Genomic DNA, 19,893 nt, shown 5'->3' with positions numbered 1-19,893 from the left:
GAATGGGTATCGATCTTCCACTCATCTGGGCTCTGATCATCGGTTTCGGCGTCATGATGTACATCTTCATGGATGGCTTCGATCTCGGCATCGGCATCCTTTTTCCCTTCGTGCGCAACCGCTTGGACCGGGACACAATGGTCAACACTGTGGCGCCGGTTTGGGATGGCAACGAAACCTGGCTCGTTCTCGGCGGGGCAGGGCTGATGGCCGCATTTCCCGCAGCCTATGCACAACTCCTCAGCGCACTCTACCTGCCGCTCGTGGCCATGCTCTGTGGCTTGATCTGGCGCGGGGTTGCCTTCGAGTTCCGTTTCAAGGCGGTCGATGGCCACAAGGCCTTTTGGGACAAGGCCTTCATCTGGGGCTCCTACATTGCGACCCTCGCGCAGGGGATCTCTCTGGGCGCATTCATCGGGGCATTCATGGACCCGGCCCGCGCGCTTGGTGCGGGTTCCATTGATTGGCTGACTCCTTTCAGCCTTTTCACCGGGGTAGGACTGATCGCAGCCTACGGGCTGCTGGGCTCCACTTGGCTGATCCTCAAGACCGGAGGAGAGCTGCAGCGGCGGATGCGGGCCTTGACGCGGCCGGTGCTCTGTCTCCTGCTGGCTGCCATGGGGATCGTGAGCCTCTGGACCCCCCTGGCCAGCTCGGCTGTCGCGACCCGCTGGTTCACTCTTCCAAACCTATTGATCTTTGCGCCGGTGCCAGTGCTGGTAGCGCTGGTCTCGATCGCGCTGTTTCGCAGCCTCGCTACACGACATGACTGGAAGCCCTTCGTGCTCGCGCTCATCCTGGTGTTCCTCGGGTACTCGGGGCTCATTATCAGCCTCTGGCCGAACATCATCCCGCCCGGCGTGTCGATCTGGGACGCTGCCGCTCCCCCGCAAAGTCTTGGCTTTGCCTTGGTCGGGGCGCTCTTCATCATTCCGTTCATTCTTGGATACACGGCTTGGTCCTACTTCGTATTTCGCGGAAAGGTTCTTCCGGGCGAGGAGATGCACTGATGACGCCCTCTCAACGCAGGTGGTCGCGGCTCAGGTGGCTCATCTTGATCTGGCTCGCCAGCGTCCTGGCGATGGGTGCCTTCGCTTACGGCTTCAGGTTGATGATGACCGCGGCGGGCCTGACGGTTTAAGCGCGCCATCTCGGAAAAGACTACGGCCCGACGCGCTCGCAGATAGCGAAGGCATCAAGGTGTTTCATGCCGCCTCGGAGGCACGTCTGCGCTCATCGGAGGCACTGCTGCAGCTCTGCCCGCACATCGTCTTGCGTCAAAGCAACTCCAATCGTAAGCGGCGTCTGCGGCCCACGTTGTAGATGAGCTCTGGCGCTGCGAGGTGATACCCATCTCATGATGGGGAGTGCGTTTCGCAATGTGCGCCACAAATTCGTTTCTCAAATCTCTGGGCGTCGAGATCTACGCGTCGGGTCACCGGCGCTGGCCGGACGATGCTAAGGCTCGCGCTGTGGCAGAGACCTTGGAGCCGGGGGCGACAGTGTATGCTGTGGCCGGTCGGTATGGCGTCCGCCCGAACCAGCTCTCGGCCTGGCGGCGCCTGGCAAAGCACGGACAGCTGGTTCTCCCCGCCGAGGAGATCGGCGAGCCGGTCTTCGCGCCGCTGGTCGTTTGCGATCCGGCCGAGAGGAACAAGCCGACGAGCGCGAGGCCCGAGCATATGATCCGGATCATTAGGGGAGCGATGCAGATCGAGCTGTCGCCCGACATGCCGGCAGATCGGATCGCCGCGATCGTGCATGCTCTGGAAGCACCGACATGCTGATGCCGTCCCAAGGCGTCCGCATCCTGGTGGCGACGAAGCCGGTAGACTTCCGCAAGGGACATGATGGCCTGGCGGCCCTGGTGCAGTCGACCCTGGCCGAGGATCCCTTCACCGGTGCGGTCTTCGTCTTCCGGGCGAAGCGCGCGGACCGGATGAAGCTCCTGTTCTGGGACGGCAGCGGCCTCGTGTTCGCCATCGGTCTCGAACGCATGGCGACGCAATGGCTCACCCTACAAGCGGCTGGAAGAGAGCACCTTCACCTGGCCCGCGATCCGGAATGGGGCGATGACGCTGAACCGCGCCCAGTTCGAGGCGCTGTTCGCCGCGCTGGATTGGCGGCGGGTGCGGTCCCTGGAGACGCGCCGCCCGGCTGTGGCAGAATGACTCAGGGGCGGGAAAGCCTGCCTGCCGAGGACGGGAGCAGGGTATGATCCCGCCATGTCCAGCGCCCCATCCCTCGACCTGTCGGCCATTCCGGAAGACCAGCGTGAAGCTGTTCTGGCCGTGCTGCGTGAGCGCGATGCACTCAGGGAAGCCAACAAGCGCCTCGAGCATCTCGTCGCCGAGCTGAACCAGGTCGTGCATGGCAAGAAGTCCGAGAGGCTCAGCGAGGACGAGCGGCAGCTGGCCTTCGAGGACCTGGAAACTGCCGTCGCCGAGGCCGAGGCGCAGCAGGATGAAGACACCCCGGCCGCGTCCGGTCCGCGGCGAGCCAAGAGCGCCCGGCGCAACCGAGGCAATCTGCCCGAAGGACTCCCCCGGACCGAGCAGGTGATCGAGCCGGCCAGCCTGGACTGTCCGTGCGGCTGCGGCACGATGCACCGGATCGGCGTCGTGCTGCAAGCACGCCTTTGGCGTGACGACCGCAGCGAGCGGCTGGACATCGTGCCGGCCCAGCTCCGCGTCATCGTGACGGTCCGGCCAAAGTATGCCTGTCGTGCCTGCGCCGAAGGGATCACCCAGGCTCCGGCCCCCGCCCACCTGATCGAGGGCGGGCTACCGACCGAGGGCGCCATCGCGCATGTGCTCGTCGCCAAGTTCGCCGACCATCTGCCCTTGTATCGCCAGAGCCAGATCCTCGCGCGCTCCGGGATCGAGCTCCAGCGCAGCACGCTCGCCGATTGGGTCGGCACCGCGGCCTTCCACCTTGCCCCGGTGGTTGACCGGCTCGCCGAGCATTTGAAGAGCTCGGGAAAGCTCTTCATGGACGAGACTACGGCCCCGGTCCTCGACCCGGGCCGTGGCCGAACCAAGACCGGCTACCTCTGGGCCCTGGCGCGTGATGATCGCGGTTGGGGCGGAGAGGACCCGCCCGGCGTAGTCTTCACCTACCATCCCAGTCGCGCGGGGGCGCACGCGGAACAAATCCTGCAGGGCTTTGACGGCATCCTGCAGCTGGACGGCTATGCCGGCTACGATCGGCTGACGCGCCCCTCGCGCACGGGCGGGGCGCCGATCACGGTTGCACACTGTTGGGCACATGCGCGCCGAAAGCTGAAGGAAGTCTTTGACCGCGACGGATCGGAGGTCGCCGCCGAGGGGCTGCGCCGGATCGCCGAGTTCTACCGTATCGAGACCGAGATCCGCGGCATGGGACCGGGACAGCGCCTGTCGGCAAGACAGACACGCACCGCGCCGCTGGTGGCCGAGTTCGGCGAATGGTTGCAACTCCAGCGCCGCCGGGTCTCCGCCAAGTCCCGCCTCGGAGAGAAACTCGCCTACATCCACCGGCAGTGGGACGGGCTGCAGACCTTCCTGCAGGACGGCCGCGTCGAGATCGACTCCAATGCCGTGGAGAACCTCATCAGGCCGATCGCCCTGACACGGAAGAACGCACTCTTTGCTGGGCACGATGAAGGCGGACGCACCTGGGGCCGCATCGCCTCGCTCATCGCCACCGCAAGGATCAACGGCGTCGAGCCCTTCGCCTACCTCAAGGCGACGCTCAAGGCGATCGCGGCAGGCCATCCTGCGCACCGGATCGACGAGCTCCTGCCGTGGAACTGCACGCCGTCAAGCTGAACTCCGGTGGGGCGCAGACGCCGCTTACCTCCAATCGCTCAGTTCGACCGGAACATCGGGTTCTGACCTATCATCTCGGCAACATAATCGATGAAGGCGCGGGTGCCGGCGGGCAGGTTCCGACGGGATGCATAGAGCGCAAAGAGCGATAGCGGAGCCGGCTGCCAATCCGGCAGGACACGCAAGAGGTTTCCTCTGGCGATGTGAGGCGCAGCGACAAAGGTCGGGAGCATGACGATGCCGATCCCCTCGAGCGCACCGCGCAGAAGCAGGTAGGTTTCATTGGTCTGCAACGGGCCCGAGATCTCGACCTTTGTCGTCCGATCCGGGCCCGAGAGACTCCAGGTTTTGCCACCGAACTGCGCGTAGGCCACGCAAGGCAGATCCGAAAGTGACTCCGGGTCGGCCGGCATGCCGACCTTCGACAGCAGCGCGGGTGCGGCGCAGAAAACCGAAGTGACGTTGCCGAGCCGGCGCGCGATCACAGCGCGGTCGAGCGATCCGGTGATGCGGAGCGAGACATCGATCCGGTCTTGCACGAGGTCGACAATGCGGTCGGTGACCTGGAGGTCGATGGACACTTTGGGATAGCGCTCGGCAAAGTCGCGGAGCATCGGCAAAAAGATCGCGTCGGCCAACGCCCCGGGCATGGCGACGCGAAGCTCGCCCTGCGGCATGGCCGTATCGGTGGCCTGGCCGGAAATGCCGTCCGCGACCTCGATCAACTCGCGGCAGCGGGCGAGGGCGGTCTCCCCGGCGGGGGACAGCGACATGTGGCGGGTCGAGCGATGCAGAAGGCGCGTGCCCGCCCAATCCTCCATGGCGGTCAGATAGCGTGATGCCATCGCGCGCGACATGCCTAGTGCGTTCGCGGCCGCTGTGGCGCTGCCGCGTTCCACCGTCTCGATGAAGACGCGCGCGGCGATGATCCGGTCCAGCATCTATATGCTCGCTCTGTGCAACACTGAGGCGCTTACTCTGGGCTATATTTCCGAACGAGGAAACACCAGATGGGCGAGAGACAAAAGAGGACGCGCCATGACCCCGAATACCCGGTTCACTTACCTTTTCGATCCCCTCTGTGGCTGGTGCTATGCAGCCGCGCCTGCGCTGAAACGCCTCGCCGAAACCCATGGAGATCGCCTGCGGCTGATGCCGACTGGCCTTTTCGTTGACCCTCGGCCTGTTGCTGCAATCGCGGACCATGCCCGCAAGAACGACGGGCGCATAGAGGCGCTGACCGGCCAGCCCTTCACCGACGCTTACCACCAAGGGATCATGCGAGCGCGCGGCGGCGTGTTCAGCTCGCAAGCCCTGACGCGGGCTCTTGTGGCAATCGGAAGCATCGACCCCGCGTTGGAGCCACGTTTCCTGCACGCGGCGCAGACGGCGCGGTATGTCGAGGGCCGGGACACGTCGCGGTCGGAGGTGGTTGCGGGTGTCGCCGTGGAGGTGGCACAAGCTACGGGAAAAGAGATCGATGAGGCGGCCTTCCGGGTCAAGATCACCGATGACCCGGCGCTGGACATTGAGACCGACCGCCGCATCGCTGAGGGTAAAAAGGTCATGGCGGCGCTCGGTTTGCAAGGCATCCCTCAACTGATCGTCACGGATGACCGCGGCGTGCGCGCTGTTGACAGTCAGGCCCTCTACGCGGGAGGCGCCGCCGTCCTCGCCGCCATATGGGAACGCGCTTGACCTCAAATCCTGGGAGACCTTCATGAAGGTCTCCCGTCCGGGCCTTGCACACCATGATCGCGGAGTTTCCTGACTGGGTTGTCAGCAGAAAGGCCCAATCCTATCTGGTCTGAGCACGACGCTATTGATGGGTGGCCTAGGCATTGCTCATGGCTTGGAAGCCGGCCGCGGGCGTCTTATCTGCGAACGGAGCGGGCAGGGGGGCTCGGCCCGGTGAGAGGACGACAATGCAGCGCGAAGCGACCCAGCCCTCGGAGCCCGTAGACTACTTTGCCGAGGCGCGGGCGCGCGTCGATGGTCATGTTGCATCGACCTTCTCCCTCGCGGGCTCGGCTCGGCTGCATCGCAGGGCCCTGGGTTTGGATGTCCTCTGCGCTCCGCTCAACGTGGTCCTGGCGCCTCTGCATGCGCTCCTGAGCCTCGTCGCCCTCCTGTTGCGGATGGTGCGCCTGAGACGCGCCGCAGGCCTTCTGGGGTACGTCCACCTGATCCTGCCCACGCGTACGGCTCGCGCGGTGGAGGAGGGGCTTCTCGAGCATGTCTTTGCCCTGCCGGCCGGCCCGGGACGCTCGATTGCCGGTCGCTTCGCTGAGGCTCCTCCGCTTCGAGCTGACGCTTCGCTGAGCGAGGATGAGACGCGCAGGCGGGCGGAGCGGGCCGCCACGACCATCAAGACCTACACCGGCACCCGGTCGGCCGTCGCCGAAATAACCACGGCTTTGCTGACAATCTGTTTCGGGGCATGGCTGTTCCATCGCCTGACGCCGGGCATGCTGTCCCTGGCGCCTGCGCTGGCCGACACCTACGCTCTGGACGCTGCGATCGGGAACTTCCCGCTCGGGCGTGGATTGGGCGGGCTATGGTATGGCGCGTTCCCTGTCGGCGCCGCGCCTTTGGCCATTGTCACGGTCGCCCTGATGCTGATCGTCACGGCGGCCATCGTCACGGCCTTTGCGGGCATCCTGGCCGATCCCGTCCAGACCCGGCTCGGTGTTCACCAGGCCCGTCTACGCCGGTTGGTCACCGCGGTGGAGCGGGACATGACAGGGTCGGATACAGCGCCCTTCGCGGCCCGCGAACATCTCTATGCGCGGGTCTTCGACATCGCTGATATCGCCGGTGGACTGTTCAGGCACTTCCGCTGAGGTCAGCCTTAGATTAGCCCTGAACGAGCGTCATCGCACAAGCACCTAAAGTACCAGGTGCCCGGCACGGCCCCATACCTCCTTGAAGCGGCCGGTAGCTTTGCATGGCCTTTTCCTTCCGAGCATCTTCTGGTCGATCTCGCAGCCCTTAGACCCGATGCTGTTGGGCTTCCCGCCGCCCAAGCAGGGTCCCCCCCCGCTTGGGCGCGAACTCATTCCTAGAGCTGATGATCGCGGAGTGGGCTGACTGGGCACGGCAGGCCTCGTTACATATTTCGACCTTGCCCGCCGGAAGAATGCGGCTGTCGAGTTGACCCGCGTCGCCGCAAAGAGCGCGTTGCTCAGTGGGCGATGCGGGCAACGCGGTGCAAGGTCTTGGGGGCGGTGGTCGGCAGGTCGAAGAACTCGAGATAGGCGGGGATCTGTTCGAAGAGCATGTCGGTTCCGGTCTGGCTCCGGCAGCCGAGTGCCGCGGAGAGGATTGCAGCCACGTCGGCACGCAAAAGGCCGCTCCCGTCACCGGCGAAACCCCTACGCGTGCGGCACTTCGAGACGCACGCTGGTACCTTTTTCCACGCTCTCCAGCCGCACGCTGCCGCGGTGTTTGCGCATCACCTGCTCAACGATCGCAAGTCCAAGGCCGGTTCCCTCGCCGTTGCGCAACTGTGAGAACCGGCGGAACGCCGTCTCAGCCTGGTCAAGCGGAATGCCCAAGCCGTCGTCCTGCACCGTGACGGTAATCACATCGCCCTCCATGGCTGTTCGCACCGAAATTCTAGTCATCTCGTCGCCGCCATGGCGCAGGGCGTTTTCCAAGAGGTTGGTGATCGCCTCTCCAAGGAGTGTGGGGTCCCCGTCCATCATCAGCCTCTGCGCGCAACGCTCCAAAGAGAATTCAATATCGCGGGACAGTGCAGCGTGCGCGAGACCTTGGCAGGCTTGTTCCACCACATCGTTCAAGTCGAACCAGGAAAGTGTGCCGCCATCGCCATAGCGCAGGCGTTCAAGCTGCAACAACTGGTTCGCCAGGCGCGCAGAGGCGCGCGCGGCGGAGATCAGTTCGGCTTGGCGGGCGCTGCGCTCGCCGTCGTCCCCGACATCGGGCAAGGTCTCTGCAAGGGCCAAAAGTGCCGCGGCCGGGTTCCGCAACTGGTGGGCGGCGTCGGATATGAACGCCTGGTGCACCTCGATGCTGTCGCGCACCTGTCCGAAGAGGCGATTGAGGGTCGAGACCACCCCGGCGACCTCTTTTGGAACCGGTCGGCGGATTTGCCCGAGTTCGTCGGGAGAGCGACGGCGGATGGCTTCCTGCAGGTCGTTGAGGGGCCGCAGGCCGATCTGGACGCCGAACCAGATCACCAGAGCCAGCGTGGCCATCAAGCCCGCCATGATACCAATGGCTCGCAGAGCCAGCTCCCGGGCGAAAGCCTGACGGTCGCTCACGCGCTGCCAGACGGTCACGACGGTCTCGCCCGAGAGGTTGCCGATGGTGCGGTCCTCGATCATGCGCAGGACGCGCATTTCCTCGCCCCGATAATCGGCCACGTAGTAGCTGGGCATCTCCCGGCTCAGCTGCCCGGTGGCGCGCGGGGGATAGGCGTATCCCGTCACGTAGTAGCCTCCCGGTCCGGTGACATGGTAGAAGATCTCTCCCCCGCCTGCGTCGGAGATGAAGTTTCGGGTACTCGGCGAAAGGGCATCGCCATCGGAGATCGCCACATCTCGCGAAATCGCAAGCGCCGCGGCAAGGAGACTGCGGTCGAACAGCTCTTCTGAGGTCTCTTGCGCCGCTGCGAAACGCCAGAGGCCAAGCAAAACGGCAACGACCAGAAGCGGAGGCAAGATCACCAGGAACAGCCGCAGCCGAAGTGACATGGTCTTGCGGCGCCACCTTCCGCGAGGCTTAATCACCATCGACGTCCAGCATGTATCCGAGCCCGCGCGCTGTCTTGATCCGTATCCCGAAGGGGTCGAGCCGTTTTCGCAGACGCGAGACATGCGGCTCGATGGCAGTGTCGTCCGCGTCAGAGCCAGTTCCGTAGACATGGCTGATGAGCTGTGACTTGGAGACGAGGCGCCCGCGCCGCTCAAGCAGGCACTCGAGGGTAGCGATCTCTTTGCGCGGGATGTCGAGCGGTTGCTCGTCCTGCAAGAGCTGACGGCCAGCGCGGTCGAAAACCAAGGGGCCGAGCGGTTCGCGCGCTGCGAATTCAAGGTTCTTGCGCCGCGCCATCGCGCGGAGGCGCGCCTCGAGCTCGTCCATCTCGAAGGGTTTGGTCAGATAATCGTCCGCCCCGGCATCCAATCCGGCCACCCGCTCGGCCGTCTCCGAGCGCGCTGTCAACAGGATGACTGGCGTTCCGTCGCCGCGGCGTCGCAAGGCCCGGAGCACCTCGATCCCGTCCATTTGCGGCAGGTTCAGGTCCAGAACGACGAGATCCGCGCCCTCCTGAGCCAGGAAGGCATCGGCTTCCGCGCCGTCATGGAGCAGGTCTACCGAGTGTCCACGGTCCCGCAAACGGAAGGCTATTCCGTGGGCCAGAGCCTCGTTGTCTTCGATGACGGCGATACGCATGATTACTTCTTTGTCATGTTGCGCAAGTTTCGCGCAAGGTTGGAACGGCACATTGGCGGCATCGGAGGAGGGAATCGTTTCCCTTAAAACACTATCACTTGGAGCGTCGTACGTGGATGCGCCGCGCCGAGCTCTACGGGAGGATACCAATGACCATCAAGAACCTCGCAGCTAACGTTGCCGGCCTTGCACTCATGGCTGGCCCGGCGCTGGCCGAAGTCGACTTTTCCGGCAAGACGATTGAATGGGTGATCCCCTTCTCGGAAACCGGCGGATCGGCAAAGTGGGCAAACTTTTTCGCGCCGCTCCTGTCTCAGGAACTGCCGGGCAAGCCCACCGTGGTGGTGAAGTTCATGCCGGGTGCCGGATCGACGAAAGGCGCGAACTGGTTCCAGGAGCAGGAGCACAAGGACGGAACGATGCTCTTCGGCTCGTCTGGGTCGACGCAGTTTCCCTACCTGCTGAGCGACCCCCGCGTGCGCTACGAATTCAAGGACTGGATCCCGGTCATGGCGACCGGCACCGGCGGCGTCGCCTATCTGAACCCGGAAGACGGCGCAAAGTTCGACGGCTCGGCAAACGCGCTGCAGGACGTGGACCTGATCTTCGGCTCGCAGGGGGCCACCGGTCTCGATCTCGTTCCGCTACTGGCCTGGGAACTGTTGGGTATGAAGGTGGAGCCGGTCTTCGGCATCAAAGGTCGCGGCGACGGCCGGCTGATGTTCGAGCGCGGCGAAGCCACGATCGATTACCAGACATCCTCCGGTTACCTGTCCGGCGCTTCGGATCTGGTCGAGGCAGGCACCGCCGTTCCGATGATGACTTGGGGCGCGCTGGACGAGGAAGGTGCGATCGTGCGTGATCCCACCTTCCCCGACATGCCCTCCTTCAAGGAAGTTTGCGCTGCCACCGAAGGCTGCGAGACCGAAGGTGTCGCCTGGGACGCATGGAAGGCCTTCTTCATCGCCGGCTATCCGTCGCAGAAAATCGCATTCCTGCCCAAGGGTACACCGCAGGAGGTGATCGATACCTATGTCGCAGCCTTCGAGGCGGTGCGCGCGCGCGCGGATTTTGCAGAGATTTCCTCGAACGAAGTCGGTGAGTACCAGATGTTCGTCGGCGAAGGCGCAAAGAAGGCCACAGACGAAGCCACCACCGTGAGCGCTGAGGCTAAGGCCTATGTGATCGACTGGCTCAAGGACTCCTACGGCGTGACGATCGAGTAATCGACACACCTGCGGGTCGCGTCCTTACGGCCGGGACCCGCAGCCCCTTTTTCCCCTGAAAACTCAACCGAAAGAACGGTGCGATGGAACTCTTCGCGACCGCCCTGCCGGCGCTTGCCGACGCATGGGCTCTCATCTTGCAACCTGTCGTTCTGGGGTACCTGGTTCTGGGCGTGGTCATGGGCCTTGCCGTCGGCGTGTTTCCCGGTCTCGGCGGCATCGCCGGTCTGTCGCTGCTCCTGCCTTTCATGTTTGGCATGGAGCCGGTCTACGGCCTTGCGCTGATGGTCGGCATGGTGGCCGTGGTCCCGACCTCGGACACCTTCTCATCGGTGCTCATGGGCATTCCCGGCTCGTCTGCGTCCCAGGCCACCGTGCTCGACGGCTTTCCGCTGGCGCGCAAGGGGCAGGCGGCGCGGGCGCTGTCGGCGGCTTTCACCGCCTCGCTATTCGGCGGTCTCGTAGGCGCGGTGTTCCTGACATTGTTCATCGTGGTCGCACGTCCTCTGGTCCTGGCCTTCGGCCTGCCGGAAATGCTGATGATCTCGATCCTCGGCCTGTCCATGGTGGCCGTGCTCGCAGGGCGCGTTGCGCTGAAAGGTCTCGCGGCGGCGGGTCTCGGCATGCTGATCGGCACCATCGGCGTGGCCGATGCGGGCGGCTCGTTGCGCATGGCCAGCTATGACTTCCCCTACCTGACGGACGGTCTGCAACTGGTAATCGTGGGCCTGGGTATCTTTGCCGTGCCCGAGATCGTGTCTCTGCTGAGGCAGGACCGTTCCATCGCCAAGGATGCCTCCCTCGGCGCCGGCTGGATGGACGGCGTACGCGATTGGTTCGCCAACAAGTGGCTGTCGGTGCGCTGCTCGCTGATCGGCGTTGTCGTGGGGGTGATCCCCGGTCTCGGCGGCTCGGTCGTGGACTGGATCGCCTACGGCCACGCTGTCCAGACCACGAAGGACAAGTCGCAATTCGGCAAGGGCGAGATCCGCGGCGTCATCGGGCCGGAAAGCTCGAATAACGCCAAGGAGGGCGGCGGGCTGGTTCCGACGCTGCTGTTCGGCATTCCCGGATCGGGCTCGATGGCGATCTTCATCGGTGCCATAGCCCTGCTGGGCTCGGGCGACATCGAGGTCGGCCCGGCGATGCTGCGTGACAACCTCGACATCACCTATTCCATCGTCTGGCTGCTAGCGCTGGCCAATGTCGTCGGCACGCTTCTGTGCATCGGCGTCTCGGGCGGCATCGCCAAGCTGACCACCATCCGCTTCACCTACCTCGCGCCGTTCCTTTTCATGCTGATCGCCTTCGCGGCCTTCCAGTCGGGGCAGAACTTCGAGGACATCCTCGCGCTCTTTGCCATCGGTCTGATCGGCATTTTCTTGCGCCGCTTCGACTGGTCGCGTCCGGCCTTCCTGATCGGCTTCGTGCTCTCGAACCCGGTCGAGAAGTTCTCGAACCAGGCGTTCCAGATCGCGTCTTTCCGCTTCCGCAAGTCTTTCGAGGAAGGCATGGACTACCTCTTCTCGCCGATCGTGATCGTTCTGCTCATCATCACGGTCGTTTCGGTGGTGCTGGGTCTTCGCCAAGCCAAGACCATCATGGCCGAGGGCGACGTGCAGTCGGGGTCCAAGCGCGCGCCGGTTATCTTCCTGATGGTCATCATGGCCTATGTCGTCACCGCTCTGATCAACGCCAACGCGATCCCCGATTACAACATGACGGACAAGATCGTGCCGCTGGTGATCGGCGGCGTCACATTGGCCGCGCTGCTCATCCTGCTGGTGCAGATGATCCTGCGGCCCGAGGGTGACACCATCTTTGCCGACAAGGAAATGGCGGGCGAGGACGCTGACGCGCCCTACGGGCTCTGGGGCACGCTTGCCTGGTTCGGCGGGCTGATCGTCGCGACATATTTCCTTGGCTTCATCCTCGCGCTGGCCGGCTTCCTCGTGACCTTCCTCAGGGTTCGGGCACAGGCCGCATGGCCGAAGGCGCTGATCCTGACGGCCGCCGGCATCACGCTGATGTGCGTGATGGGTGGCGCGCTGAACCGCGACTTCCCGCCGGGGCTGCTGCAGCACGCCGTCGATCTCCCCTGGCCGCTGAAATGATCCTTCCGGAGACAATGACATGACACAGACAGGCATTCCTTTTGTCTTCATGCGTGGTGGCACCTCGCGGGGACCCTACTTCAACCGCGCCGACCTGCCGGACGACCGTGAGACCCTCGCCGAGGTGCTGATCGCGGCGGTTGGCTCGGGCAATGCGATCAACATCGACGGCATCGGCGGCGGCGTCGCCGTGACCACGAAGGTCGCCATGCTTGCGCCGTCGGAGGATGACTGGGCGGATGTGGATTACTTCTTTGCCCAGGTTTCGGTCGAGGACCGGCTCGTGGACTTCAAGCCCACCTGTGGCAACATCCTGTCGGGGGTCGGCCCGGCCGCAATCGAAATGGGTATTGTCACCCCGTCCGGCGACGATACCGAGGTCCGCATTCGCGCCGTCAATACCGGGGCACGCGTGCTTGCCCGGGTGCAGACCCCAGGCGGGGCGGTGCGCTACGAGGGTGACACGGCCATCGCCGGGGTTCCTGGCACCGCCGCACCGATTGCGCTGAACTTCATGGGAGTGGTGGGATCTTCGACCGGTGCCTTTCTGCCCACGGGAAACCTGCGCGACACATTCGAGGGCATCGAGGTCACCTGCATGGACGTGGCGATGCCGATGGTCATTGCCCGCGCCGCCGATTTCGGCCTGACCGGATATGAAACCGTGTCGGAGCTGGACGCGAACCGGGACTTCTTTGCCCGGATGGAGAGCGTGCGGCGCCTCGCGGGAGCCGCGATGGGCATGGGGGATGTTTCGCAATCCGTCACACCGAAGTTCGGTCTGCTGGCGCAGGCCCGCGATGGAGGCACGATCTGTACACGTTACTTCATGCCTTGGACGACGCATCCCTCGATGGCGGTGACGGGATCGCAATGCCTAGCGTCCTGTGCTTTGACCCCCGGAACCGTCGCCGATGGAATGCTGGAGCGGCCCACGGAAAGCCCTGCAAACGTGGTTCTGGAACATGCCTCCGGTAATATCGAGGTGCTCGTGGACTTTGAGCTGAACAACCACTTCACCCTCAACTCCGCCGGGCTGCTGCGTACTGCGCGCAAGCTTGCGGACGGGCTCGTCTACGTGCCTGCTTCTGTCTGGAAGGGTCGCTGACATGCCGATGAAGAACCTGCTCGTGGCTTTCAATGGGTCCGAGGGCTCGATCGCGGCCCTGCGCTATGCAGCGTCCCTCGCGGAGCGCTCGGGGGCGCATGTCACCGCGATGATGGCGCACAGCGCGCACGAGGTGATCGACAAGCGCTCGCGCTGGATACCAAAGGAGGCGCGTGCGCTGCTGGATGCGGCCAACTCCAGTATCCTGCGCGAGATTGAAGCGAAGTTCGAAGCTGAACGGACGGCCTTGGGACTGGTCAACGCGCTCCAACTCAAAGAGGTGACGGGACGTGTCGACACCGTCCTGTCCGAGGCCGCGCGCCACTATGACATGCTCATCGTGGGCAGCTATTCGGACACCGACGATGAACATGTGACCCTTCACCCGGATCGCATTGCGCTGATGTCCGGTCGTCCGGTCGTCGTGGTGCCCGCGGGGTACAAAGGCGGAGGGAGGCTCAGCCATACGGCGCTGGCCTGGGATGGGGGCCGGGCCGCGGCGCGTGCCCTGTCGGACAGCCTGCGCATTCTCGAGGACGACGGGCGCGTCAGTGTGCTGACCGTCGGGCCACGCACCGGATGGCCGATCGAGGATCTGATGACGCACCTTTCCCGCCACGGTGTGGAAGCCGTTCACGAGGAATGGCCCACATCACATCCGGTGGCTGCCACGGTGCTCACCTGGTGCCGGAAGCATCAACCGTCGCTGCTGGTGCTCGGGGCCTTCGAGCACTCGAAGTTCCGGGAGGATCTGCTGGGGGGTGTCACCTCCGAGGTCCTGGCGCAGATCGATATTCCTGTACTCTTGTCGCATTGAGGAGCATTGAATGAGCGATTTTGAGAAACTCGGCCGCGTGCGGCGCGACCTCGAGGAGATCCGTAACAACTTATCTCAGCGGATCCTCGAGCAGGCACCGGGGAAGGCCGATCTCGTGATCTTGCATGACCGCGTCTGCCGGGCCATCAAGGCGCTCTCCGCTCAGGGCTGAAGAGAGAGCGACGGCATGAAGGTGCATATCCTGGACGACTGGTTCAACACCTTGCGGGAGCTGCCTTGCTTTAGCCTGCTCAAGGGACATGACGTCACGGTCTGGACGGATCACGAATCCGACGAGGCTGCGCTCTCTGCCCGTCTCGCCGCGGCCGAATGTATCGTGCTCTTCCGCGAGCGCACTGCCGTCACACGCGGCCTGCTTGAGCGTTTGCCGAACCTTCGGCTGATCTCCCAGCGGGGTGCCTGGCCACACGTCGATGTCGACGCCTGTACAGACAGTGGCGTGCTGTTGTGCTCAAACACCGGAGCGGATGGTGTGAATTACGCTGCAGCTGAACTGACCTTTGCGCTGATTCTCGCGGCCATGCGGCAGCTGCCGCAACAGATGGCGAGCGCCAAGGCGGGGCGCTGGCAAATGGGCGTGGGACGCACACTGCGAGGACGCACTCTGGGGCTCTACGGCTACGGGCGCATCGCCCGCGCCGTAGCCGATTACGCACGGGCCTTTGGCATGGACGTGCTGTGGTGGGCTTCGGAGGAGGGGCGCGCGCGGGCGAGTGCCGCAGGCCTTCACGTCGCTCAGAGCCGGGCCGCTTTCTTCGAGCAATGCGACGTCGTGTCCCTTCATTTGCGCCTGACGTCAGGAACACGCGGCATCGTTACCGGGGAAGACCTTGGGCGCATGTCGCCGCGATCCGTGCTTGTGAACACCTCTCGAGCAGCGCTCATCACGCCGGGTGCTCTGCTTGCGGCGTTGAAAGCCGGCCGGCCCGGCATGGCGGCCGTGGATGTGTTCGAGTCCGAACCTCTTACCGATGCCAATGACGCGCTCCTGTCGCATCCGAAGCTGATCGCCACGCCGCATATCGGTTTCGTGACAGAGGATGAATTCGACAAGCAGTTCGCCGACATCTTCGAGCAGGTCAATGCCTACAGCGCCGGGGTGCCGATCCACATGGTCAACCCTTCCGTCTTCGCTCGATGAACGCTGCCAGGACCGGGGCGCCGACGATCACGATGACGATGCGCGTCAGATGGTGGGTGATGACGAAGCCCAGGTCAGCGCCGGTCACGATGGCCAGAACTGTCATCTCGGCCTGACCTCCGGGTGCAAAGGCGAGGAATGACTCGACCGGTGCGCCCAGCCCGAGCGCGGTGACAACGCCGGAAAAGCCCGCGGCCAGGAGCGCTAGCACGAAGACATAGGCGACGCCCGCCGCCACGACGCGGGTCAATTCCTTCCAGGTCACCCCCAGGAACTGCACTCCGATCCCGCAACCGATGAAGAACTGCGCGACGAGGATCGCTTCGGCGGGCGGCCGGGAGTGGACCACGCCTGTCAGCGACAGGATCGCCGTGACGATCATCGGCCCCAGGATCGACGCGCCGAATAGGCCGAGGCGCTCTCCTCCCTTCCAACCGATCCAGGCCGCCGCGGCCATGATAAGCAGTTCATGCACAGGTAGCTCGGTGACCGGTGCCCCGATCGGGTTCGTCAGCGGTGCGCCATAAAAATGTCCGAGGATGAAGGGTGCCAGCGTCACGATAATGAGCACGCGGGTGCCGTGGACCAGCGACAGCACGCGGGGATTGGCCCCGGCCTCGCTGCCGAAAATCACCATGTCCTGAAGTCCACCCGGCATCGCGGCGTAATAGGCTGTCGGGGCGTCGAAGCCCCACAGCCGCCGGAAGAAAGGCACTCCGACAAGTGCGATCAGCGCAATGAAGAGCGGAATCAGGGCGACCGAAGTCGCCATGCGCGGCAGCTGGGCGATGACGGTGGGCGTAATCGACGCGCCCACCGCGACGCCGAGGATCGTACGGGCCGCGACAGAAACCTGTCCGAAGCCTTTCAGCGGCGCATGCGCCAGCGCCCCGGCGAGACAAAAGGTCATCGGGCCGAAGAGGAAAGGCAACGGCAGGTCGCAGAGCCAGAAGAGCAGGGTCCCGAGCGCCGCCAGGGCTAGGGTCATCATTCGCCGCAGGGTCATCTGACCCAAAGAATGTTTGCGCAAACTTGCCTCCTATCTCTCTTGACCGCCCAATGAATACGCGTGTATCCAGTTGCATACAAGATGCATTCGGAGGATGCGATGGCGACCGAAGATGACAGCGGCCCGCAGGCGAACGGCGCCTACTCTCGACTTATGACCGAACTTCGCGAAGGGCGGTTGAACCCCGGTGATCGTCTGCGGGAAACTGAGCTGGCGGAAAGGCTCGGCATGTCACGCACGCCGGTGCGTGAAGCGATCCGCCAGCTCGAAGCTGATGGCGTCGTGACGCATGTGCCCCGTCAGGGCGCCTGCATCCGGACGCTGGATTATGCCGAGGTGATGGAGCTCTACGAGATGCGCAGCGTCCTCGAAGGGACCGCCGCACGGCTCGCCGCGCGCGCCGCCTCGGACATCGAGATCGAAGAGCTCTTCGAGATGAACCAGCAGATGGCTCAGCTTGGCGGCGCGCCCGAGGCCTTCGTATTGAACCGTCAGTTCCACGCCGCCCTTCTCGATGCGGCCAAGAACCGGTTTCTCGCGCGGTCGATCCACGCGCTGCAAAAGGCGCTCATGATCCTCGGCCCCACGACGTTGACCGAACCGGACCGTGCCGAAAAGGCCGTAGAAGAGCATTTTGGCGTTCTTGACGCGATCAAGAAGCGCGATGGCACCCTGGCCGAGGCCGCCATGCGCGCGCACATCGAAGCGGCACAGCGGGTGCGTGTCCGTGCCCTGCGCGCCCAACCCGGCCGGACCTCCGGCTTCGATGGAGACCTGCTGTGACCCGACCTGAAAACACCCCTGATATCGTCGTGATCGGCGGCGGCAACGCGGCGCTCTGCGCCGCCATCACAGCTGCGGAGGCCGGCGCGCGCGTTCTGATCCTGGAAGGCGCGCCCAAAACGTACCGCGGCGGAAATTCGAGACACACCCGCAACTTTCGGTGCATGCACGATGGGCCACTGGGTCCGCTCGTCGAGAGCTACAGCGAAGAGGAATACCTGGCAGACCTGATGAAGGTCACGGGGGGCAAGACGGACGAAGGGCTCGCACGCCTGGCGATCCGCACCTCGGAAGAATGCCTGCCGTGGCTGGAAGCGCACGGTGTCCGGTTCCAGCCATCGCTGTCCGGAACGCTGTCGCTGGCCCGGACCAACGCTTTTTTCCTCGGCGGCGGCAAGAGCCTCGTGAACGCCTATTACCGCACCGCCGAAGCCCTCGGCGTGCAAGTCGAATACGAGGCGAAGGTGACGCACCTCGAACTGAATGAAGATCGCATCGATTTCCTTGACTACACGCAAGGCGGCAAGAGTCACCGCCTGGCGCCCAAGTCCGTTGTCGTGGCCTCAGGGGGCTTTCAGGCGGATGTCGACTGGCTCGCCCGAGCTTGGGGACCTGCGGCCAAGAATTTCCTCATTCGGGGCACGCCTTACAATCGCGGTGTGGTGCTGGCAGATCTGCTCGAACAGGGCATCGAACAGGTGGGCGATCCGACCCAGTGCCACGCCGTCGCCATCGACGGGCGCGCGCCGAAATTCGACGGCGGCATCGTCACGCGACTGGACTGCGTCCCGTTCTCGATCGTGGTGAACAAGGACGGCCAGCGCTTCTACGACGAAGGCGAGGACGTCTGGCCAAAACGCTATGCGATCTGGGGGAGGCTTGTGGCCGCGCAACCCGACCAAGTGGGATATGTCATCATCGATGCCAAATCCCTCAACCTGTTCATGCCTTCGGTCTTCCCGCCGATCAAGGCCGACACGCTGGAGGAACTCGCAGAAATGATGGGCCTTCCCGCGGACGCACTGCTGCAGACCATCTCCGACTTCAATGCAGCCTGTGGCAACCCCTCCGATTTCCATCCGACCGAGCTGGACGGCGTCTCTACGCAGGGGCTTACCCCGCCCAAGACAAATTGGGCGCGCGCCATCACCGAGCCGCCCTTCTACGGATACTCGCTCCGGACGGGCGTAACCTTCACCTACCTGGGATTGAAAGTGGACGAGCGTGCGCAGTGCTCCATCGGAAACCGCCCTGTCTCGAACCTCTGGGCAGCAGGAGAAACCATGGCCGGATCCATTCTGGGGCAGGGCTATCTCGCCGGTTTTGGCATGACGATCGGCACCGTCTTCGGACGCATCGCAGGCAGGGAGGCCGCAGCCCATGCAAACTGATTTCCTGAACGAGGCCCGCCGTCAGGCCGAAATCTGCAACGCCTGCCGCTATTGCGAGGGCTATTGCTCCGTCTTCCCCGCGCTCCATGCTGAGCGCGCCTTCTCAGACGGAGATCTGACGCAGCTTGCCAATCTATGCCACAATTGCCGGGGCTGTTACTATGCCTGTCAATACACCGCTCCGCATGAATTCGATCTGAACCTGCCGCAGGCGCTGGCGAATGTCCGGCAGGAAAGCTGGGAAGACCTGGCCTTTCCACGCGCAGCGGGCAAGGCGTTTCAGAAGAATGGCGTGATGATCGCAGCTGCTGCCGTGCTCGGCTTTGCGCTGCTGTTCTGGTTGGCGAGCATCTTGAAACCGGTCAGCGGGGAGGGCTTCTACGCTGTCCTGTCGCACAATGCCATGGTGGCCATCTTCCTGCCCGCGTTCCTCTTCCCTTTGCTCAGCATCGGAATCAGTCTGCGTCGATACTGGCACCGCGTTGGAGCTCAGCCCCTGGAGATGGTGCATCTTGCGCGGGCCTTCCGGCAGGCCGCCAATATGAAGAACCTGAAGGGTGGCCATGGCGACGGCTGCAACTTCGAGGACGAGGATCGCTTCACCCACGCGCGGCGGGCGGCACACCAAGCGGTGATGTACGGCTTCCTGCTGTGCTTTGCCTCCACCAGCGTCGCGACTGTGATGCACTATGTCCTGGGCATGCCCGCGCCCTACGGTATCATTTCCGCACCGAAACTTCTGGGCCTCTCCGGCGGGCTGCTGCTGGTGCTCGGGTGTGTTGAGATGATCCGGCTGAAGCTGAAGTCCGACAGGCAGCTCGGAGCGAACAAAGCCTTCGGCGGCGAGATCGCATTTATCGGTCTCCTGGGGTTTGTGGGCCTCAGCGGGCTTGTTCTCTATGCGCTCGGGCAGACCTCGATGATGCCGGTCTTGCTTGCCCTTCATCTGGGCTCGGTGCTGGCATTCTTCGTGCTTACCCCATTCACAAAGATGGCGCATGGGTTCTACAGGATTGCCGCACTGGCGGTCGACGCCTCGCGGTGAAAGGGGGGCCA

20 protein-coding genes and 1 pseudogene are annotated in these 19,893 nt (G+C 64.0%); 16 read left to right on the top strand and 5 right to left on the bottom strand.

Going from position 1 to position 19,893, the window contains the following annotated elements:
- Nucleotides 1-2 precede the first annotated feature (2 nt).
- The 5 genes and pseudogenes from cydB to tnpC all read left to right on the top strand — a co-directional run bounded on the left by cydB (nt 3) and on the right by tnpC (nt 3,809).
- Nucleotides 3-1,010, top strand: coding sequence for a cytochrome d ubiquinol oxidase subunit II (cydB, locus tag CEW88_RS19610; protein ID WP_108970067.1), 1,008 nt, complete (start codon nt 3-5; stop codon nt 1,008-1,010).
- The gene (locus CEW88_RS19605) at nt 1,010-1,141 is read left to right on the top strand and encodes a DUF2474 domain-containing protein (protein WP_108970066.1); all 132 of its coding nucleotides are present in this window, start codon (nt 1,010-1,012) and stop codon (nt 1,139-1,141) included. Before cydB ends, CEW88_RS19605 begins: the two co-directional genes overlap by 1 nt.
- Nucleotides 1,142-1,379: 238 nt before the next feature.
- Nucleotides 1,380-1,787 (top strand): IS66-like element accessory protein TnpA, encoded by a 408-nt coding sequence (gene tnpA, locus CEW88_RS25155; RefSeq protein WP_302664677.1) that lies wholly within the window; start codon nt 1,380-1,382, stop codon nt 1,785-1,787.
- Nucleotides 1,781-2,171, top strand: a pseudogene (gene tnpB / locus CEW88_RS19595) (IS66 family insertion sequence element accessory protein TnpB). The gene tnpA and the pseudogene tnpB overlap by 7 nt, the downstream one beginning before the upstream one ends.
- Nucleotides 2,172-2,225: 54 nt before the next feature.
- Nucleotides 2,226-3,809, top strand: coding sequence for an IS66 family transposase (gene tnpC, locus CEW88_RS19590; protein WP_108970065.1), 1,584 nt, complete (start codon nt 2,226-2,228; stop codon nt 3,807-3,809).
- A 38-nt stretch (nt 3,810-3,847) separates the two neighbouring features.
- Here the strand turns inward: tnpC and CEW88_RS19585 are convergent, their stop codons facing one another.
- A complete protein-coding gene (locus tag CEW88_RS19585; RefSeq protein WP_254694564.1) occupies nt 3,848-4,750 on the bottom strand; it encodes a LysR family transcriptional regulator in 903 nt (300 codons plus the stop codon).
- A gap of 97 nt (nt 4,751-4,847) precedes the next feature.
- Between CEW88_RS19585 and CEW88_RS19580 the strand changes: the two genes are divergently transcribed.
- Together CEW88_RS19580 and CEW88_RS19575 are read left to right on the top strand one after the other, a co-directional pair.
- Nucleotides 4,848-5,507 (top strand): DsbA family protein, encoded by a 660-nt coding sequence (locus CEW88_RS19580; protein ID WP_108970064.1) that lies wholly within the window; start codon nt 4,848-4,850, stop codon nt 5,505-5,507.
- A 227-nt stretch (nt 5,508-5,734) separates the two neighbouring features.
- Nucleotides 5,735-6,652, top strand: coding sequence for a DUF6635 family protein (locus tag CEW88_RS19575; RefSeq protein ID WP_108970063.1), 918 nt, complete (start codon nt 5,735-5,737; stop codon nt 6,650-6,652).
- 341 nt (nt 6,653-6,993) lie between these two features.
- Here the strand turns inward: CEW88_RS19575 and CEW88_RS19570 are convergent, their stop codons facing one another.
- Genes CEW88_RS19570 through CEW88_RS19560 form a run of 3 tightly spaced genes read right to left on the bottom strand, consistent with a single transcriptional unit; the run spans nt 6,994 to nt 9,227 of the window.
- A complete protein-coding gene (locus tag CEW88_RS19570) occupies nt 6,994-7,155 on the bottom strand; it encodes a hypothetical protein (protein WP_217626485.1) in 162 nt (53 codons plus the stop codon).
- Nucleotides 7,156-7,183: 28 nt separating this feature from the next.
- Entirely contained in the window at nt 7,184-8,527 is a 1,344-nt protein-coding gene (locus CEW88_RS19565) for a sensor histidine kinase (RefSeq protein ID WP_108970062.1), read from the bottom strand.
- Nucleotides 8,528-8,555: 28 nt separating this feature from the next.
- Nucleotides 8,556-9,227, bottom strand: a complete 672-nt coding sequence (locus tag CEW88_RS19560) for a response regulator transcription factor (protein WP_108970061.1) — start codon at nt 9,225-9,227, stop codon at nt 8,556-8,558.
- 149 nt (nt 9,228-9,376) lie between these two features.
- Between CEW88_RS19560 and CEW88_RS19555 the strand changes: the two genes are divergently transcribed.
- The 6 genes from CEW88_RS19555 (at nt 9,377) to CEW88_RS19535 (ending at nt 15,654) form a co-directional block, all read left to right on the top strand.
- A complete protein-coding gene (locus CEW88_RS19555) occupies nt 9,377-10,453 on the top strand; it encodes a tricarboxylate transporter (protein ID WP_108970060.1) in 1,077 nt (358 codons plus the stop codon).
- Between the two features lie 83 nt (nt 10,454-10,536).
- Nucleotides 10,537-12,567 (top strand): tripartite tricarboxylate transporter permease, encoded by a 2,031-nt coding sequence (locus CEW88_RS19550; protein WP_108970059.1) that lies wholly within the window; start codon nt 10,537-10,539, stop codon nt 12,565-12,567.
- A 19-nt stretch (nt 12,568-12,586) separates the two neighbouring features.
- Nucleotides 12,587-13,675, top strand: a complete 1,089-nt coding sequence (locus CEW88_RS19545) for a 4-oxalomesaconate tautomerase (RefSeq protein ID WP_108970058.1) — start codon at nt 12,587-12,589, stop codon at nt 13,673-13,675.
- Between the two features lies 1 nt (nt 13,676).
- Nucleotides 13,677-14,492 carry a universal stress protein gene (locus tag CEW88_RS19540; protein WP_108970057.1) on the top strand — a complete coding sequence of 272 codons (816 nt, stop codon included), beginning with the start codon at nt 13,677-13,679 and terminating at the stop codon, nt 14,490-14,492.
- Nucleotides 14,493-14,502: 10 nt separating this feature from the next.
- Nucleotides 14,503-14,664 (top strand): hypothetical protein, encoded by a 162-nt coding sequence (locus CEW88_RS24770; RefSeq protein ID WP_193989105.1) that lies wholly within the window; start codon nt 14,503-14,505, stop codon nt 14,662-14,664.
- A 15-nt stretch (nt 14,665-14,679) separates the two neighbouring features.
- Nucleotides 14,680-15,654 (top strand): D-2-hydroxyacid dehydrogenase family protein, encoded by a 975-nt coding sequence (locus CEW88_RS19535; protein ID WP_108970056.1) that lies wholly within the window; start codon nt 14,680-14,682, stop codon nt 15,652-15,654.
- On the opposite strand, the gene CEW88_RS19530 is transcribed toward CEW88_RS19535, so the two are convergent.
- On the bottom strand, nt 15,629-16,645 hold the full coding sequence (locus CEW88_RS19530; protein ID WP_193989104.1) for an AbrB family transcriptional regulator: 1,017 nt from the start codon (nt 16,643-16,645) through the stop codon (nt 15,629-15,631). The genes CEW88_RS19535 and CEW88_RS19530 overlap by 26 nt on opposite strands.
- A gap of 117 nt (nt 16,646-16,762) precedes the next feature.
- On the opposite strand from CEW88_RS19530, the gene CEW88_RS19525 reads away from it, so the two are divergent.
- The 3 genes from CEW88_RS19525 to tcuB are packed head-to-tail and all read left to right on the top strand — an operon-like array spanning nt 16,763 to nt 19,882.
- Nucleotides 16,763-17,446: a GntR family transcriptional regulator gene (locus CEW88_RS19525; protein ID WP_108970393.1), complete on the top strand. Its 684-nt coding sequence runs from the start codon at nt 16,763-16,765 to the stop codon at nt 17,444-17,446.
- On the top strand, nt 17,443-18,837 hold the full coding sequence (gene tcuA, locus CEW88_RS19520) for an FAD-dependent tricarballylate dehydrogenase TcuA (protein ID WP_108970054.1): 1,395 nt from the start codon (nt 17,443-17,445) through the stop codon (nt 18,835-18,837). The genes CEW88_RS19525 and tcuA overlap by 4 nt, the downstream gene beginning before the upstream one ends.
- Nucleotides 18,827-19,882: a tricarballylate utilization 4Fe-4S protein TcuB gene (gene tcuB / locus CEW88_RS19515; protein ID WP_108970053.1), complete on the top strand. Its 1,056-nt coding sequence runs from the start codon at nt 18,827-18,829 to the stop codon at nt 19,880-19,882. Before tcuA ends, tcuB begins: the two co-directional genes overlap by 11 nt.
- Nucleotides 19,883-19,893: the final 11 nt, after the last annotated feature.

The organism is Alloyangia pacifica (assembly GCF_003111685.1).
Classification (GTDB): domain Bacteria; phylum Pseudomonadota; class Alphaproteobacteria; order Rhodobacterales; family Rhodobacteraceae; genus Salipiger; species Salipiger pacificus_A.
The sequence above is the reverse complement of the archived record's forward strand: the minus strand, read 5'-3'. Positions and strand labels throughout refer to the sequence as shown.

What these genes read in the sequence shown, in the direction of transcription:
- cydB (WP_108970067.1), top strand. Translation starts at nt 3, where the DNA reads ATGGGTATCGATCTTCCACTCATCTGGGCTCTGATCATCGGTTTCGGC.
- CEW88_RS19605 (WP_108970066.1), top strand. Translation starts at nt 1,010, where the DNA reads ATGACGCCCTCTCAACGCAGGTGGTCGCGGCTCAGGTGGCTCATCTTG.
- tnpA (WP_302664677.1), top strand. Translation starts at nt 1,380, where the DNA reads ATGTGCGCCACAAATTCGTTTCTCAAATCTCTGGGCGTCGAGATCTAC.
- tnpC (WP_108970065.1), top strand. Translation starts at nt 2,226, where the DNA reads ATGTCCAGCGCCCCATCCCTCGACCTGTCGGCCATTCCGGAAGACCAG.
- CEW88_RS19585 (WP_254694564.1), bottom strand. Translation starts at nt 4,750, where the DNA reads ATGCTGGACCGGATCATCGCCGCGCGCGTCTTCATCGAGACGGTGGAA.
- CEW88_RS19580 (WP_108970064.1), top strand. Translation starts at nt 4,848, where the DNA reads ATGACCCCGAATACCCGGTTCACTTACCTTTTCGATCCCCTCTGTGGC.
- CEW88_RS19575 (WP_108970063.1), top strand. Translation starts at nt 5,735, where the DNA reads ATGCAGCGCGAAGCGACCCAGCCCTCGGAGCCCGTAGACTACTTTGCC.
- CEW88_RS19565 (WP_108970062.1), bottom strand. Translation starts at nt 8,527, where the DNA reads ATGTCACTTCGGCTGCGGCTGTTCCTGGTGATCTTGCCTCCGCTTCTG.
- CEW88_RS19560 (WP_108970061.1), bottom strand. Translation starts at nt 9,227, where the DNA reads ATGCGTATCGCCGTCATCGAAGACAACGAGGCTCTGGCCCACGGAATA.
- CEW88_RS19555 (WP_108970060.1), top strand. Translation starts at nt 9,377, where the DNA reads ATGACCATCAAGAACCTCGCAGCTAACGTTGCCGGCCTTGCACTCATG.
- CEW88_RS19550 (WP_108970059.1), top strand. Translation starts at nt 10,537, where the DNA reads ATGGAACTCTTCGCGACCGCCCTGCCGGCGCTTGCCGACGCATGGGCT.
- CEW88_RS19545 (WP_108970058.1), top strand. Translation starts at nt 12,587, where the DNA reads ATGACACAGACAGGCATTCCTTTTGTCTTCATGCGTGGTGGCACCTCG.
- CEW88_RS19540 (WP_108970057.1), top strand. Translation starts at nt 13,677, where the DNA reads ATGCCGATGAAGAACCTGCTCGTGGCTTTCAATGGGTCCGAGGGCTCG.
- CEW88_RS24770 (WP_193989105.1), top strand. Translation starts at nt 14,503, where the DNA reads ATGAGCGATTTTGAGAAACTCGGCCGCGTGCGGCGCGACCTCGAGGAG.
- CEW88_RS19535 (WP_108970056.1), top strand. Translation starts at nt 14,680, where the DNA reads ATGAAGGTGCATATCCTGGACGACTGGTTCAACACCTTGCGGGAGCTG.
- CEW88_RS19530 (WP_193989104.1), bottom strand. Translation starts at nt 16,645, where the DNA reads ATGATGACCCTAGCCCTGGCGGCGCTCGGGACCCTGCTCTTCTGGCTC.
- CEW88_RS19525 (WP_108970393.1), top strand. Translation starts at nt 16,763, where the DNA reads ATGGCGACCGAAGATGACAGCGGCCCGCAGGCGAACGGCGCCTACTCT.
- tcuB (WP_108970053.1), top strand. Translation starts at nt 18,827, where the DNA reads ATGCAAACTGATTTCCTGAACGAGGCCCGCCGTCAGGCCGAAATCTGC.